General features: G+C 62.0%; 14 protein-coding genes. 5 read left to right on the top strand and 9 right to left on the bottom strand.

The genetic code is table 11. The features are described from left to right. The first annotated feature begins 26 nt into the window (after nucleotides 1-26). Nucleotides 27-377 (top strand): NirD/YgiW/YdeI family stress tolerance protein, encoded by a 351-nt coding sequence (locus tag D3879_RS04390; RefSeq protein WP_119952858.1) that lies wholly within the window; start codon nucleotides 27-29, stop codon nucleotides 375-377. Between the two features lie 144 nt (nucleotides 378-521). Here the strand turns inward: D3879_RS04390 and D3879_RS04385 are convergent, their stop codons facing one another. The 6 genes from D3879_RS04385 to D3879_RS04360 form a co-directional block, all read right to left on the bottom strand. Then, nucleotides 522-1553, bottom strand: a complete 1032-nt coding sequence (locus D3879_RS04385) for a histone deacetylase family protein (RefSeq protein ID WP_119952857.1) — start codon at nucleotides 1551-1553, stop codon at nucleotides 522-524. A gap of 188 nt (nucleotides 1554-1741) precedes the next feature. Further along, nucleotides 1742-2788: an ABC transporter substrate-binding protein gene (locus tag D3879_RS04380; protein ID WP_119952856.1), complete on the bottom strand. Its 1047-nt coding sequence runs from the start codon at nucleotides 2786-2788 to the stop codon at nucleotides 1742-1744. 29 nt (nucleotides 2789-2817) lie between these two features. After that, nucleotides 2818-3606 carry an ABC transporter permease gene (locus D3879_RS04375; protein ID WP_119952855.1) on the bottom strand — a complete coding sequence of 263 codons (789 nt, stop codon included), beginning with the start codon at nucleotides 3604-3606 and terminating at the stop codon, nucleotides 2818-2820. Next, complete coding sequence (locus tag D3879_RS04370; RefSeq protein WP_119952854.1) at nucleotides 3603-4517, bottom strand: ABC transporter permease; 915 nt, start codon at nucleotides 4515-4517, stop codon at nucleotides 3603-3605. Before D3879_RS04370 ends, D3879_RS04375 begins: the two co-directional genes overlap by 4 nt. Beyond that, complete coding sequence (locus tag D3879_RS04365) at nucleotides 4514-5563, bottom strand: ABC transporter ATP-binding protein (protein ID WP_119952853.1); 1050 nt, start codon at nucleotides 5561-5563, stop codon at nucleotides 4514-4516. The genes D3879_RS04370 and D3879_RS04365 overlap by 4 nt, the downstream gene beginning before the upstream one ends. A 300-nt stretch (nucleotides 5564-5863) precedes the next feature. Then, on the bottom strand, nucleotides 5864-6880 hold the full coding sequence (locus D3879_RS04360; protein WP_119952852.1) for an AraC family transcriptional regulator: 1017 nt from the start codon (nucleotides 6878-6880) through the stop codon (nucleotides 5864-5866). Between the two features lie 129 nt (nucleotides 6881-7009). On the opposite strand from D3879_RS04360, the gene D3879_RS04355 reads away from it, so the two are divergent. Beyond that, nucleotides 7010-7930 carry an SdiA-regulated domain-containing protein gene (locus D3879_RS04355; RefSeq protein ID WP_119952851.1) on the top strand — a complete coding sequence of 307 codons (921 nt, stop codon included), beginning with the start codon at nucleotides 7010-7012 and terminating at the stop codon, nucleotides 7928-7930. Between the two features lie 16 nt (nucleotides 7931-7946). Here D3879_RS04355 and D3879_RS04350 read toward each other — a convergent pair whose 3' ends face one another. Further along, a complete protein-coding gene (locus tag D3879_RS04350) occupies nucleotides 7947-8279 on the bottom strand; it encodes a YegP family protein (RefSeq protein WP_119952850.1) in 333 nt (110 codons plus the stop codon). A gap of 73 nt (nucleotides 8280-8352) precedes the next feature. Further along, nucleotides 8353-9024: a ribose-5-phosphate isomerase RpiA gene (gene rpiA, locus D3879_RS04345; RefSeq protein ID WP_119952849.1), complete on the bottom strand. Its 672-nt coding sequence runs from the start codon at nucleotides 9022-9024 to the stop codon at nucleotides 8353-8355. Nucleotides 9025-9384: 360 nt separating this feature from the next. Between rpiA and ilvA the strand changes: the two genes are divergently transcribed. From ilvA to D3879_RS04330, 3 genes are all read left to right on the top strand, one after another. Continuing rightward, nucleotides 9385-10899, top strand: a complete 1515-nt coding sequence (ilvA, locus tag D3879_RS04340; protein ID WP_119952848.1) for a threonine ammonia-lyase, biosynthetic — start codon at nucleotides 9385-9387, stop codon at nucleotides 10897-10899. An 89-nt stretch (nucleotides 10900-10988) separates the two neighbouring features. Further along, nucleotides 10989-11429 carry a DUF2269 family protein gene (locus D3879_RS04335; protein WP_119954885.1) on the top strand — a complete coding sequence of 147 codons (441 nt, stop codon included), beginning with the start codon at nucleotides 10989-10991 and terminating at the stop codon, nucleotides 11427-11429. A 182-nt stretch (nucleotides 11430-11611) separates the two neighbouring features. Then, the gene (locus D3879_RS04330) at nucleotides 11612-12079 is read left to right on the top strand and encodes a DUF2269 family protein (protein WP_119952847.1); all 468 of its coding nucleotides are present in this window, start codon (nucleotides 11612-11614) and stop codon (nucleotides 12077-12079) included. 1 nt (nucleotide 12080) lies between these two features. On the opposite strand, the gene D3879_RS04325 is transcribed toward D3879_RS04330, so the two are convergent. Continuing rightward, nucleotides 12081-12734 carry a histidinol-phosphatase gene (locus D3879_RS04325; RefSeq protein ID WP_119952846.1) on the bottom strand — a complete coding sequence of 218 codons (654 nt, stop codon included), beginning with the start codon at nucleotides 12732-12734 and terminating at the stop codon, nucleotides 12081-12083. Nucleotides 12735-12780 lie beyond the last annotated feature (46 nt).

Below are 12780 nucleotides of genomic sequence, written 5' to 3'. Positions count from 1 at the left end.
TCAACCACTGTGATGGGAACCTCGCTATGAAAGCTCAAGTACTCGCTCTGCTGTTTGCTCCACTGTTGTCCGGCGCGGCTCTGGCGGCCGGCGGTTACACCGGCCCGGGCGCCAATATGCAGATCACCACGGTCGCCGCGGCCCTGGAAGCTGCCGATGACACGCCGGTGATGCTGCAAGGGCAGATCGTCAAACGTCTGAAAGACGACACCTATGAGTTCCAGGATGCCACCGGCACCCTGGAAGTCGAGATCGATGATGAGGACTGGCCGCCGCAAGCCGTTTCCGAGCAGGCCAAGGTCAGGCTCAGCGGTGAAGTCGAACGCCACCTGACCGGCCGGGAAATCGACGTCGATATCGTCGAAGTGCTGAAGTAACCCGGCGATGGGTTGGTGGTAGGTTGGTGCTGAGCGAAGCGATGCCCCGCAACCGGCCTGCAAGGCCGGGCGTTCACGTTCAAGACCGAGCAGAGGGAGTCGCTAAGCGACTCCTTGTTGGGCATCACTGCGTTCAGCACCAACCTACGCGATGCTGTCGAAGCCCTGCAACACGTTCACGGCATTGATGCCGATCTCCTCTACGGCATAGCCACCCTCCATGACGAACAGGGTCTGCAACCCAAGTTTGCCGATCACTTCGCCCATTCGCAGGTAGTCCGGGCTGTCCAGCTTGAACTGCGAGATCGGGTCTGCCTTGAAGGTGTCCACCCCGAGCGATACGACCAGCGCGTCTGGTGCGTACTCGTGAATCTGCCGGCAGGCATCCGCCAGCGCCAGGCTCCAGACCGACCAATCGCTGCCGGCAGCCAATGGATAGTTGAAGTTGAAGCCTGCACCGACACCTGTGCCTTTCTCGTCGGCAAAGCCGAGGAAGTACGGGTACTCGAAGCGCGGGTCGCCGTGGATCGAGGTGAACAGCACGTCGGCGCGGTCGTAGAAGATGTCCTGGGTGCCGTTGCCATGGTGGTAGTCCACATCCAGCACCGCCACGCGTTTGGCGCCGAGATCGAGCAGCGCCTGCACGGCGATGGCGGCGTTGTTCAGGTAGCAATAGCCGCCCATATAGTCGGCGGCGGCGTGGTGGCCCGGCGGCCGGCACAGCGAGAAGACCCCACGCGCGCCCTTGGCCAGTTCGGCCTGGCCGGTCAGGGCGACGTTGGCCGAGCTGAGGATGGCCTGCCAGGTACCGGCGGTGATGGGGGCGCCGGCGTCGAAGGAGTAGTAGCCAAGGCGGCCGTCGATGTCGGTCGGTTCCACTTGTCGCAGGCGCCGGGTGGGCCAGGCGATCGGCAGCATGTCGTGGCTACGGCCGATGGCTTGCCAGTCGGCCCAGGCGTTTTGCAAAAAGCGCAGGAAGCCCTCGCTATGCACCCGGCGGATCGGCGCCAGGCCAAAGTCCAGTGGGCTCTGCACGTTGCCGAGAGCAACGGCTTTGGCTCGGTCGAGCACCATGTCGGCGCGGCTGGGCATCTCGAAGCAGGGCTTGAATTGGCCGCCGATCAGCTCGTGCTTGCCGTGGTGCAGGTGATGGTCGTCGCTATAAATAGTCAGCATAGGTGTTGTCTCGGCGGTGCTGGGTTCGGTTCCGTGAGTAGGAGCACGCAGGCCTGCTTGTTGTAGGAGCGAGCTCTGCTCGCGATTGCGCGGGTATATCGCGAGGCAGCAGCCGTTCCTTACGGCTGACTGCATTTCCCACATCCATGTGGGGCACAAGCTCGCTCCTACAGGGGCCATGCCGTCCGTTACTTCTTCAGCTTGGTCCAGACCTTGCTGCGCAGGCTCAGGGCCTTCGGCGAGCAGAGTTTGAATGGCTTCAGGCGCTCGAGTTTGTCGGCCGGGGTGTTGATCGCCGGGTCGTCGAACAACTCCTTGTCCATGAACTTGTCCGAGCCCTCGATGGCATTGTTGTACTTGGCGAAGTTGGAGGCGGCGGCGATGTTCTCCGGCTGCATCATCCAGTTGATAAAAGTGTGGGCCTCGGCGACGTTGGTGGCGTCTTTGGGGATGACCAAGTTGTCGATGAAGACGTTGATACCTTCCTTCGGATAGACGTAAGTGAGGGTCGAGCGCTGCGCGTGGGCGCGGTGGAAGGCTCCGTTCCACTGTTCGTGCATCGCCACTTCACCGGCGGCCATCCGCTCGATGGTGCCGTCGCTGTTGTACATGGCCAGCATGGGCTTCTGCTTGAGCAGCACTTCTTGGATTTGCAGCGCGACCTTTGGGTCTTCGGTGCACTGGTCGACGCCTAGGTAGAAGGCCGCCGGGATGTACACCTCTTCGATGGAGTTGAGCGCCACCACCTTGCCCTTCAGCTCGGCCGGTGGTTCGAAGAAGGATTTCCAGCTTTCTTCCAGCTTGCCGCCCGGCACTTGGGTGCTGTCATAGCTATAGCCCGTGGTACCCCACAGATACGGCACGCTGTAGTCGTGGCCGGGGTCGAAGCGCAGCTCCTTGAAGGTTGGCTTGAGGTTTGCCAGGTTGGGCAGTTTGCTCTTGTCGAATTTCTGCAGTAGGTCCTCTTTGACCATGATCTCGATAAAGCTGTCGGACGGTACTACCACGTCATAGCTGCCGCCGCCGGCTTTCAGCTTGGCCAGCAGGGTTTCGTTGGAGTCGTAGGCGTCCAGCGTGGCCTTGATCCCGGTGTCGGCCTCGAACTTCTTCAGCAGCTCCGGCGGGTAATAGTCCGACCAGTTGGCGAAGTGCAGGGTGCCGGCGGCCTGGGCCGAACTGGCGAGGCTGAAACCGCAGAGGATGGACAGCGCGAGCGAGGTACGGCGTAGGTGCATGGCAAATCTCCTTGCAGGTCGGAGTGAGGTCAGCGTTTGCGCTGACCGACGTAGTAGGACAACGCAACAAACGCTATGGAAATCACGAGAATGATCGAGGAAATCGCGTTGATCTTCGGCGAAATACCCATGCGGATCGAACTGAAGATGTACACCGGCAGGGTGGTGGAGCCGGCGCCGGCGACGAAGTAGGTGATGACGAAGTCGTCCATGGAAATGATGAACGCCAGCATCGCTCCCGAGACAATCCCCGGCATCAGCAGCGGAAAGCTCACCTTCCAGAACGCGTGCCAGGGAGAGGCGTAGAGATCGGCAGCAGCTTCCAGCAGTTGCGGGTTCATGCCCTCCAGGCGTGCTCGGATCGGCAGGTAGGCGAAGGGGATGCAGAACACCACATGGGCGATCAGGATGGTGAACAGCGACAGCTTCAAACCGATAAAGGCGAAGAACATCAGGGTCGCCACCGCGGTGACAATCTCCGGCACCAGCAGCGGCAGGCCGAGTACGCCGCTCATCAGGGTCTGCCCGCGGAAAGCGCGGCCGCGCATGCCCAGCGCGGCCAAGGTGGCCAGGCCGGTGGAAATCAAGGTGGCGAAGCTGGCGACGATCAGCGAGTTCTTCGCCGCGCGGACGATGTCCGGATCATTCGCCACCACCGAGTACCATTTCAAGCTGAAGCCATCCCAGAGGGTCGCCGATTGCCCGCCGTTGAAGCTCAGCACCACCAGCACCAGAATCGGCAGATACAGGAAGATGAAGAAGAACCAGGCCGCCGGGCGCATGCCGGCGAAGCGCCACAAGGGATTTTGCGTGTTCATGGGTGGCCTCCGGCGGTGACCGGTTTGAAGCGCAGGCTATAGATCAGCATGGCCAGTAACACGAAGCTGAGCAGGGCGAAGGACAGCGCGGCGCCCAGCGGCCAGTTGTGCGAGGCGCCGAACTGCAGCTGGATCAGGTTGCCGATCATCAACGTCTTACCGCCGCCGAGCAGTTCCGGAATGATGTAGTTACCCAGCGACGGGATGAACACCAGAATGCTGCCGGCGACGATGCCGGGCATGGCCAGCGGCACGATGATCCGTTTCAGCGCCTGGAAACGGTTGGCGCCGAGGTCGAAGGCAGCCTCCACCAGGCGCCAGTCGAGTTTTTCCAGGCTGGTGTAGATCGGCAGCACCATAAACGGTAGGTAGGTGTAGAGCAGGCCGATGATCACTGCGTTGTCGGTGTAGAGCAGACCGAGACCCTGCTCGGTGAGCCCCAGCCCCTGCAAGCCGCCATCGACCAGGCCACCGTTGCGCAGCAGCAGCATCCAGGCGTAGGCGCGTACCAACAGGTTGGTCCAGAACGGCACGGTGACCAGAAACAGCAGCAGGTTGCGTTTGCGCTCGGTCTGCAAGGCCAGGTACAGCGCGGTGGGGAAGCCGATCAGCAGGCAGCCAGCGGTGGTCAGTATCGACAGCCAGAACGAACGCTGGAAAATCTGCAGGTAGTCGGTGTTGAACACCAGGCTGTCGTCCAGGTCGCGCTCGTAGAAGAAGTTGCGGTAGGCCTCCAGCGAGTACTGGCCCCACTTCACGCCGCCGTAGTCACCCGATTGCAGGATCGAGATGACGAACATGATCCCCAGCGGCAACAGCATGAACACCAGCAAGGTCAGCATGGCTGGCGCGCTCAGCAGCATGCGGAGGTTGAGCTGGCGCCGAGCGGCGACAAGGCGTGGGCTGTTCATTCGTTGAGCACCTTGATCGCGGTGGCCGCGACCCGCACGCGCACGCGCTCTCCGGGTCCATAGGCGCAGAGTGCACCGTCGCGATTCTGCTGGCGCACGCGAAAGCCGCTCTGCCCGGCGACTTGCAGGTGGTAGACGGTGTCGGTGCCGACATACACCACGTTTTCCACCAGCGCCTCCAGTTGGCCATCCTCGGCCAGGCTGACCCGTTCCGGGCGGATGGCCAGGGTCACGGCCCCGCGTTTGCTGCTAAAGGCGCTGAGCAGCTGGCCGTCAGCCAGGCGCACGCCGGTCTCCAGCGCCACGGCCGCGAGGAAATTGGTTTCGCCGATAAAATCCGCCACCGTACGGTTGACCGGCGCCTCGTAAATCTCGGTGGGGGTGCCGACTTGCAGCACCTGGCCCTTATTGATCACCGCGATACGGTCGGACATGGTCAGGGCTTCTTCCTGATCGTGGGTGACGAAGATGAAGGTGATGCCGGTTTCGCCCTGCAGGCGCTTCAACTCGATCTGCATGTCTTTGCGCAGTTTCTGGTCGAGGGCCGAGAGCGATTCATCGAGTAGCAGCACCTTGGGCCGGTTGGCCAGCGCGCGGGCCAGGGCGATGCGCTGTTGTTGGCCACCGGAAAGCTGATCGGCGCGGCGGTTGCCGACCTCCGGCAGTTTGACCAGCTCGAGCATGGCGCTGACCGTCTGGGCGATCTCGCTTTTCGACAGGCCGCGCATCTCCAGGCCGAAGGCGATGTTCTGCGCCACCGTCATGTGTGGGAACAGCGCGTAGCTCTGGAATACGGTGTTCACCGGCCGTCGGAACGGCGGTAAATCCTGCATCGGCTCGCCGTACAGGCGGATGGTGCCGGAGCTCGGTTGCTCGAAGCCGGCGATGAGCCGCAGGAGGGTGGTTTTGCCGCAGCCGGAGGGGCCGAGTAGGGTGAAGAATTCGTTGGCGTGGATCTCTAGCGAGACGTTGTCGAGGGCTTTGACGCCCTGGCCTGGATCGCCGAATTCCATGCACAGGTGTTCGATGCTGATCGCGCTGGACATGCTGATAGATAACCTTAACTTGTTGTTATAGTTGGTTTTTTATCTTTCTTGAGGCGATCATGCCCCGCTTTGACTTGATTCTGGCAGCGTGCCGCGTGGCTAAGAACGATAGATCAGGACAAAAGGGGATAATCGTGGCCAAGTTGCGTGGTGCGGGGGGGGGGGGGGGGCAGGCTTCTGTGGGAGCGGATTTATCCGCGATGGGGCTAGCGTAGGGCGAGCATGCGCACGCCCTGCATTCACCGATTTATCGCGGATAAATCCGCTCCTACACCCCGCTCAGCATCGGTGGCGTCGGCCCTACCGCCGATACAGGCTCGGCGTCTGCCCGCTCCAGCGTAGGAAGGCATGGCGGAAGCTGGCGGTTTCGCTGTAACCGAGCTGTTCGGCGATCAGGTAGATAGGCAGGTCGGTCTGCATCAACAGCTGGCGCGCCTTGTCGTAGCGCACCTCGTCGAGCAGGCGTTGGTAGCTGGTGTTCATCCGTTGCAAATGACGGCGCAGGGTGCGCGCACTGCGATGCAGTTGAGCCGCGACCCGTTCCAGGCTACTGGCTTCACGCAAATGACTGGCCAGGTGCTGGCGGATCTGCTCGAGCACATCGTGGCCACTGTTCAACTGAGCATCCAGCTTCAGGCATTGCTGCAGGCCGTAATGGCAAGTCACCGGGTCGGCCAGCGGCAACTCGCGGTCGAGCAGCGCGGCGTTGAAGCACAGCGCGCTCGCGGGGGCACCGAAGTCCACCGGGCAGCCGAGTTTGTCGGTATAGGCCTGGGCGTGCAGCGGTTGGCGGAAGGGCAGTTGTAAGCGCCGAGGACGCACCGCTTCACCGAGTAGATCCTGGATTACTGTGAGCAGCGAGGTCAGGCACAGCTCGGTGTTGAATACCGTCAACTCCGGGGCGTAGCGATAACCGGTCGCCACCAGGCGGGCCTCGTCGCCGTCCTCTTGCAGGCTCAATTTGAAGTAGGTGCCGAGCAGCGCCGGATGCGCCAGTGCCAGGCTCAGCGCATCGCGCAGGGTGCGGCTGGCGAGCATGCTGTAGCCGAGCATGCCGTATGCCGAAACGTGCATCCGTAGGCCTAGCGATAGGCCGAGTGCCGGGTCGCGGGTGCAATGGATGGCGTTGGCGAAGACCCGCAGTTCTTGGGCGTGGCTGATCAGTTTGTCCGGGGTTTCCAGATCCGCACTGGTCAGGCCGCTGTCTTGCAGCAAGCGCTGGCGTGGCACCCCGCTTACGCTGAGCTGGCTAACCGCCAGGGCGATGGTGTGCAAGGTGGTCAGGGCGCGCTCTTCAGGTAGCAATGACAAAACCATTCTTTGTCCCTTTTGTGCTTCTTCTTGTAACGCTTGAGCTCTCAGGTTCCCCCAGACTTGGGGCGTTAAGCTTCAATTCAGTATGGGTATGTTATTTCTAGCCGATCTTTTCCTCGTGAGCTCAACCGAATGCGTCGCCTGCTGACCCTGAAACACCTGCTGGGCGCCCTGCTGCTGGGCCTGTTGCTGCTATTGGCAGCGGCGGCTCAGGAGTTCCGCCTGTTCGAGCGGGCCTGGTTCCAAGTGCAAGAATGGCGCCATGGCAGCGAGTGGCGGGAAGTTTCGATCTGGCTGCCGGACTATCGGGTGGTCATCGAAGCGCAGCCCATTGCCGGGCTGGAGGATGACGTTTCCGCGCTGGCCTACGACCCGGACCGCAAGACGCTGTTCACCGTCACCAACCAGAATTCCCAGCTCATTGAGTTGTCGCTGGATGGGCGGGTTCTGCGGCGCATTCCCTTGCTGGGGTTTGGCGATCCGGAGGCGATCGAGTACATCAGCCCAGGCCTCTATGTGATCACCGACGAGCGCCAGCAGCGCCTGATCAAGGTGCGCCTGGGTGAGGGCTCGGCGCCGATCAAGGCGGCCGATGCCCAACAGCTGACGCTGGGCATCGGCCTCAGCGGCAACAAGGGTTTCGAGGGGCTGGCCTACGATCCAGCCGGCAAGCGCCTGTTCGTCGCCAAGGAGCGCGATCCGGTGCGCATCTATGAGGTGCACGGCTTTCCCCATACCAATCCAGAGCGCCCCTTCGCCGTGCATGTGGTCGATGACCCCGAGCGCGATGCCGGCTTGTTCGTCCGCGATCTGTCCAGTCTCGCCTTCGACCAGCGCAGCGGCCATCTGCTGGCGCTTTCCGATGAGTCGCGACTGCTGCTGGAGCTGAATGCCGATGGCCGGCCGATCAGCAGCCTGTCGCTGATGCGCGGTCAGCACGGGCTGAAAAAAACCGTGCCGCAGGCCGAAGGGATTGCCAGCGACGATGCCGGCAATATCTTCCTGGTCAGCGAGCCGAACCTGTTTTATGTGTTCAGAAAACAGGCCAACTAGTGCATTTGCCGGAGCTTTAGCTGTCGTCCTGCAGGGTGGCGGCGGGGGCGTTCTTGGTCACCGACTGCACGCCCTGTTCACAACTGGCCGGCGTGCTGTACATCTGGCTTTGCCCGATCACCTGGCCGTTGCTGGCTTTGAGTACGAAATGGTGTTTGCCGTTGCTGGTGGCTTTGACTTCGAAGGCGCCTTCGCGGGCGATATTCTTGCGTACCGACTCGATGCCGTTCAGTGCCGAGTCTTTGGCCTTGTACAGTTCGCTGGTGAGAATGATCTCGCCATTGCCGGCGAGTAGATTGAAGTGGAACTGGCCGTCGCTGGCCTTTTTCAGATGGAATTTGCTAGCCATAGCAGACCTCCTGGTCGGTGGGGGAGCCTGTTTCAGGCTAGCCCCCGTTCGCGCAATGGCCAGCTGAGGTCGATCAGCGGCGCAGGGTTTTTACCCCGTCCGTGGTGCCGAGCAGCAGCAAATCGGCGGGGCGCGCGGCGAATAAACCATTGCAGACCACGCCGACGATGGCGTTGATCTGCGCTTCCAGCTCGCTAGGGTTGCTGATCTGCAGGTTGAACACGTCGATGATGATATTGCCGTTATCGGTGATCACCCCTTCACGGTACACCGGGTCGCCGCCGAGCTTGACCAGTTCACGGGCGACATGGCTGCGGGCCATGGGGATGACTTCCACCGGTAGCGGGAAGGCCCCGAGCAGCGGCACCAGCTTGCTGCCGTCGGCGATGCAGACGAAGGTCTTGGCCACTGCGGCGACGATTTTCTCGCGAGTCAGCGCCGCGCCGCCGCCCTTGATCAGTTCCAGGCGTTCGTTGCTCTCATCGCAGCCGTCCACGTAAAACTCCAGGTCGCTGACGGTGTTCAGCTCGTAGACTGGAATGCCATGGCCTTTCAGGCGCTGTGCGGTGGCTTCCGAACTGGCCACGGCGCCATCGAAGGCGCCTTTGTGCAGGGCCAGCGCGTCGATGAAGCAGTTAGCGGTGGACCCGGTGCCGACCCCGACGATGCTCTTGTCATCGAGTTGCGCAAGGATGAAGTCGACAGCGGCCTGCGCTACTGCTTGTTTGAGCTGATCCTGAGTCATGCGGGCTCCACGGCGAACGGAAAATCTGAAGGTGCGGATTATAGCGGCATGGCGCGGCAAAACCCCGGGATTTCAGGTTGTGTGAAAACGTAGCGAGCGAAGGTTAGGGCCGCACCCGTTCCCTACGGGTAGCGGCATTCCCCACATCCATGTGGGTCACAAGGCGCAACGCAGCAAAGCGGAGTAACAGCCGCAGGCTGGCCCGAAGAGCGAGCGCTGCTTCGCTTTTGTGAGCGTTTTTAACGCCGTATAACGCGCGAAGCCTGCAGTAGTTTTCACACGGCCTGATTCGTATGGTCGTTCGGCGGATCCGTGGGGTAGACTCCGTGATCCCTGCAAGCCTGCCTGCGATGCCTTCCGATGCTCGAACAGTACGTCAAGAAAATCCTTACCTCGCGGGTCTATGACATCGCGGTGGAAACCCCCCTGCAACCGGCTCATCAGCTGTCCGAACGTCTGGCTAACCAGATTCTGCTCAAGCGCGAAGACCTGCAGCCGGTGTTCTCCTTCAAGATTCGCGGCGCTTACAACAAGCTGGCGCAATTGACCGCGGTGGAGCTGGCGCGCGGTGTGGTGACGGCCTCGGCGGGTAACCACGCCCAGGGCGTGGCCCTGGCGGCGAAGGAGCTGGGCATCAAGGCGACTATCGTCATGCCCAAGACCACCCCGGAAATCAAGGTGCATGGCGTGCGTTCGCGCGGCGGCAAAGTGGTGCTGCATGGCGATTCCTTCCCCGAGGCGCTGGCGTATTCGCTGAAGCTGGTCGAGGAGAAGGGCTACGTCTACATCCACCCCTACGACGACCCGCACACCATCGCCGGCCAGGGCACGGTGGCCATGGAAATCCTTCGCCAGCACCCCGGCCAACTGGACGCGATCTTCGTACCGGTCGGCGGCGGTGGGCTGATCGCCGGGATCGCCGCCTACGTCAAATACCTGCGCCCGGAGATCAAGGTAATCGGCGTCGAGCCGGATGACTCCAACTGCCTGCAAGCGGCGATGGCCGCCGGCGAGCGCGTGGTGCTGAGCCAGGTCGGCTTGTTCGCCGATGGCGTGGCGGTGGCGCAAATCGGTCGGCACACCTTCGATATCTGCCGCGACTATGTCGACGAAGTGCTGACAGTCAGCACCGACGAGATTTGTGCGGCGATCAAGGACATCTACGATGACACTCGCTCGATCACCGAGCCGGCCGGCGCCCTGGGCGTGGCCGGGATCAAGAAGTACGTCGAGCGTGAAGGCTGTAGCGGTCAGGTGCTGGTAGCCATCGATTCTGGCGCCAACGTCAACTTCGACCGCCTGCGGCATGTCGCCGAGCGTGCCGAGTTGGGCGAGGGTCGTGAGGCGATCATCGCTGTGACCATTCCAGAGAAGCCGGGCAGTTTCAAGGCGTTCTGCGAGGCCATCGGCAAACGCCAGATCACCGAGTTCAATTACCGCTACCACACCGACAAAGAGGCGCACATCTTCGTCGGTGTGCAGACCCACCCGGAGACCGATCCGCGTGAGGCATTGGTGAAGAACCTGCAGGTGCAGGGTTTCCCGGTGCTCGATCTGACCGACAACGAACTGGCCAAGCTGCATATCCGCCACATGGTCGGCGGCCATGCGGTGCGGGTCAGCGATGAGGTGGTGTATCGCTTCGAGTTCCCCGAGCGGCCGGGCGCGCTGTTCAACTTCCTGCACAAGCTCGGCGGGCGCTGGAACATCTCGATGTTCCACTACCGCAACCACGGTGCCGCCGATGGTCGTGTGGTGGTTGGCCTGCAAGTGCCGACCGGCGACCGCCATCTGGTGCCGGCGGCGCTGGAGGATATCGGCTATCCGTATTGGGATGAGAGCGATAATCCGGCCTACCAACTGTTTCTCGGCTAAGAGCAAGCCCTGAGGGATGACGCGCCTGAGCGTCGACTTCAATCAGCCGGCCTTCTAGGCTCAATGTGATTAATGACAGGGACGCAATGATGGATCACTACCTGCTGCTGAAGATTCTCCACAGTCTGCCCGCCGTCCTGCTGCCGCTCGGTGTGATTGCCCATGTCGTGCTGCTGTGGAAGGCCCGCCAGCGTGCCGAACCGGGCGTACTGCCAAGCAAATTGCGCCGTACCCGGCTGATCAGCCTGCCGGTCATGGGCGTGCTGGCCGTGACGCTGCCCGTCAGCGGCTGGCAGCTGGTGCATATGGTCGGCTGGCCGCTGAGCCAGTTCTGGCTGCTCGGCAGTGCCCTGCTGTTTGCCGTGTTGATCCTCTTCGGCCTGCTGCTGGCTGGCCGCCTTGCCGCCTGGGAAGCCCTGGGCGATACGCCGGCGCCGCAGCGGTTGCTGCGTTTCAATCTGGCTTACGCCGCGTTGATTCTGCTTCTCTTGCTGGTGATCCTCGGCCTGATGGGTGCGAAGCCGGCCTGAGCCCTTTGCCCGGTTCGCGCGACCGGTAGGCTGGTGTAGAGCGAAGCGACAAAACGGTAGGAAAGCCGTTTTGCACAGCTTTAGCTGCCCGTAGGGTGAGGTGCATGGATGCACCTCATGAAACCCAGCCTACGGACCGAGCCGCCGACAGGCTCCGATCGAACGACCTGGAACGGACACCGATGAGTCTTTATCTGTTGCTGAAAACCCTGCATATCCTCTCGTCGACCCTGCTGTTCGGCACCGGCCTGGGCTCGGCGTATTACGCCTGGCGGGCATGGCGCACCGGCAACCTGCAGGCCATAGCCGTGACCTTCCGGCACCTGGTGACCGCTGACTGGCTGTTCATCGCCACCACTGCGGTGTTCCAGCCATTGAGCGGCTTGGCCCTGGCCCATCTGGCCGGCTGGCCCTTGAACCAACTCTGGCTGCTCTGGAGTCTGGGGCTCTATGCGCTGGCCGGACTGTGCTGGCTGCCGGTGCTGTGGCTGCAGATTCGTCTGCGCGATCTGGTCGAGGTCGCGCAGCGGGAGGGTGTCGAGCTGCCTGCATTGGCGCAGCGTTATATGGCGATCTGGTTCATTCTCGGCTGGCCGGCCTTTATCGCCTTCGTGGCGATCTTTTTCCTGATGGTCGCCAAGCCGGTCTGATTTAGCGCAGGGACATCACCGGCCAGCCACGGCGCTCGGCCTCGGCGCGCAGGTTCGGGTCGGGGTCGACGGCGATCGGGCGACTGACTTGTTCCAGCAGCGGCAAATCGTTCATCGAATCGCTATAGAAACAGCTGTCTTCCAGGTCGAAGCCGTTTTCCTGCAACCAACGGTTGATGCGGGTGACCTTGCCTTCGCGAAAGCACGGCACGTCAGTCATGCGGCCGGTATAGCGCCCGTCAGCCAGCTCGCACTCGGTCGCCAGCAGGGTGTCGACGCCTAGGCGCGCGGCGATCGGCGCGGTGACGAAGCGGTTGGTGGCAGTGATGATCAGCAGCTTGTCGCCGGCTGCACGGTGTTCCGCCAGCAGTGCTTCGCCCTTGGCCAGGATGATCGGTTCGATGCAGTCGCGCATGAATTCGCGGTGCCACTGCTCGAGCTGCGCCATCTCGCTACGGCCAAGAATTTCCAGGCTGAAGTTCAGGTAGTCGGTGATATCCAGGCGGCCGGCCAGGTAGTCCTGATAAAACGCATCATTGCGCGCTTTATACGCCACGCCGTCGAGAATCCCGCGTGCGCACAGGTAATCGCCCCAGGCGTGGTCGCTGTCGCCGGCCAATAAGGTGTTGTCAAGATCGAATAAAGCCAGGCGCATGTTAGTTTCTCGCTGCACTAGTTGAAGCCAGGGGCTGGAAAAAGGC

It is taken from the genome of Pseudomonas cavernicola (genome assembly GCF_003596405.1).
Lineage (GTDB): Bacteria > Pseudomonadota > Gammaproteobacteria > Pseudomonadales > Pseudomonadaceae > Aquipseudomonas > Aquipseudomonas cavernicola.
The sequence above is the reverse complement of the archived record's forward strand: the minus strand, read 5'-3'. Positions and strand labels throughout refer to the sequence as shown.

Excerpts from the sequence above, each read along its gene's own strand:
- D3879_RS04390 (WP_119952858.1), top strand. The coding sequence starts at position 27 with ATGAAAGCTCAAGTACTCGCTCTGCTGTTTGCTCCACTGTTGTCCGGC.
- D3879_RS04385 (WP_119952857.1), bottom strand. The coding sequence starts at position 1,553 with ATGCTGACTATTTATAGCGACGACCATCACCTGCACCACGGCAAGCAC.
- D3879_RS04380 (WP_119952856.1), bottom strand. The coding sequence starts at position 2,788 with ATGCACCTACGCCGTACCTCGCTCGCGCTGTCCATCCTCTGCGGTTTC.
- D3879_RS04375 (WP_119952855.1), bottom strand. The coding sequence starts at position 3,606 with ATGAACACGCAAAATCCCTTGTGGCGCTTCGCCGGCATGCGCCCGGCG.
- D3879_RS04370 (WP_119952854.1), bottom strand. The coding sequence starts at position 4,517 with ATGAACAGCCCACGCCTTGTCGCCGCTCGGCGCCAGCTCAACCTCCGC.
- D3879_RS04365 (WP_119952853.1), bottom strand. The coding sequence starts at position 5,563 with ATGTCCAGCGCGATCAGCATCGAACACCTGTGCATGGAATTCGGCGAT.
- D3879_RS04360 (WP_119952852.1), bottom strand. The coding sequence starts at position 6,880 with ATGGTTTTGTCATTGCTACCTGAAGAGCGCGCCCTGACCACCTTGCAC.
- D3879_RS04355 (WP_119952851.1), top strand. The coding sequence starts at position 7,010 with ATGCGTCGCCTGCTGACCCTGAAACACCTGCTGGGCGCCCTGCTGCTG.
- D3879_RS04350 (WP_119952850.1), bottom strand. The coding sequence starts at position 8,279 with ATGGCTAGCAAATTCCATCTGAAAAAGGCCAGCGACGGCCAGTTCCAC.
- rpiA (WP_119952849.1), bottom strand. The coding sequence starts at position 9,024 with ATGACTCAGGATCAGCTCAAACAAGCAGTAGCGCAGGCCGCTGTCGAC.
- ilvA (WP_119952848.1), top strand. The coding sequence starts at position 9,385 with ATGCTCGAACAGTACGTCAAGAAAATCCTTACCTCGCGGGTCTATGAC.
- D3879_RS04335 (WP_119954885.1), top strand. The coding sequence starts at position 10,989 with ATGGATCACTACCTGCTGCTGAAGATTCTCCACAGTCTGCCCGCCGTC.
- D3879_RS04330 (WP_119952847.1), top strand. The coding sequence starts at position 11,612 with ATGAGTCTTTATCTGTTGCTGAAAACCCTGCATATCCTCTCGTCGACC.
- D3879_RS04325 (WP_119952846.1), bottom strand. The coding sequence starts at position 12,734 with ATGCGCCTGGCTTTATTCGATCTTGACAACACCTTATTGGCCGGCGAC.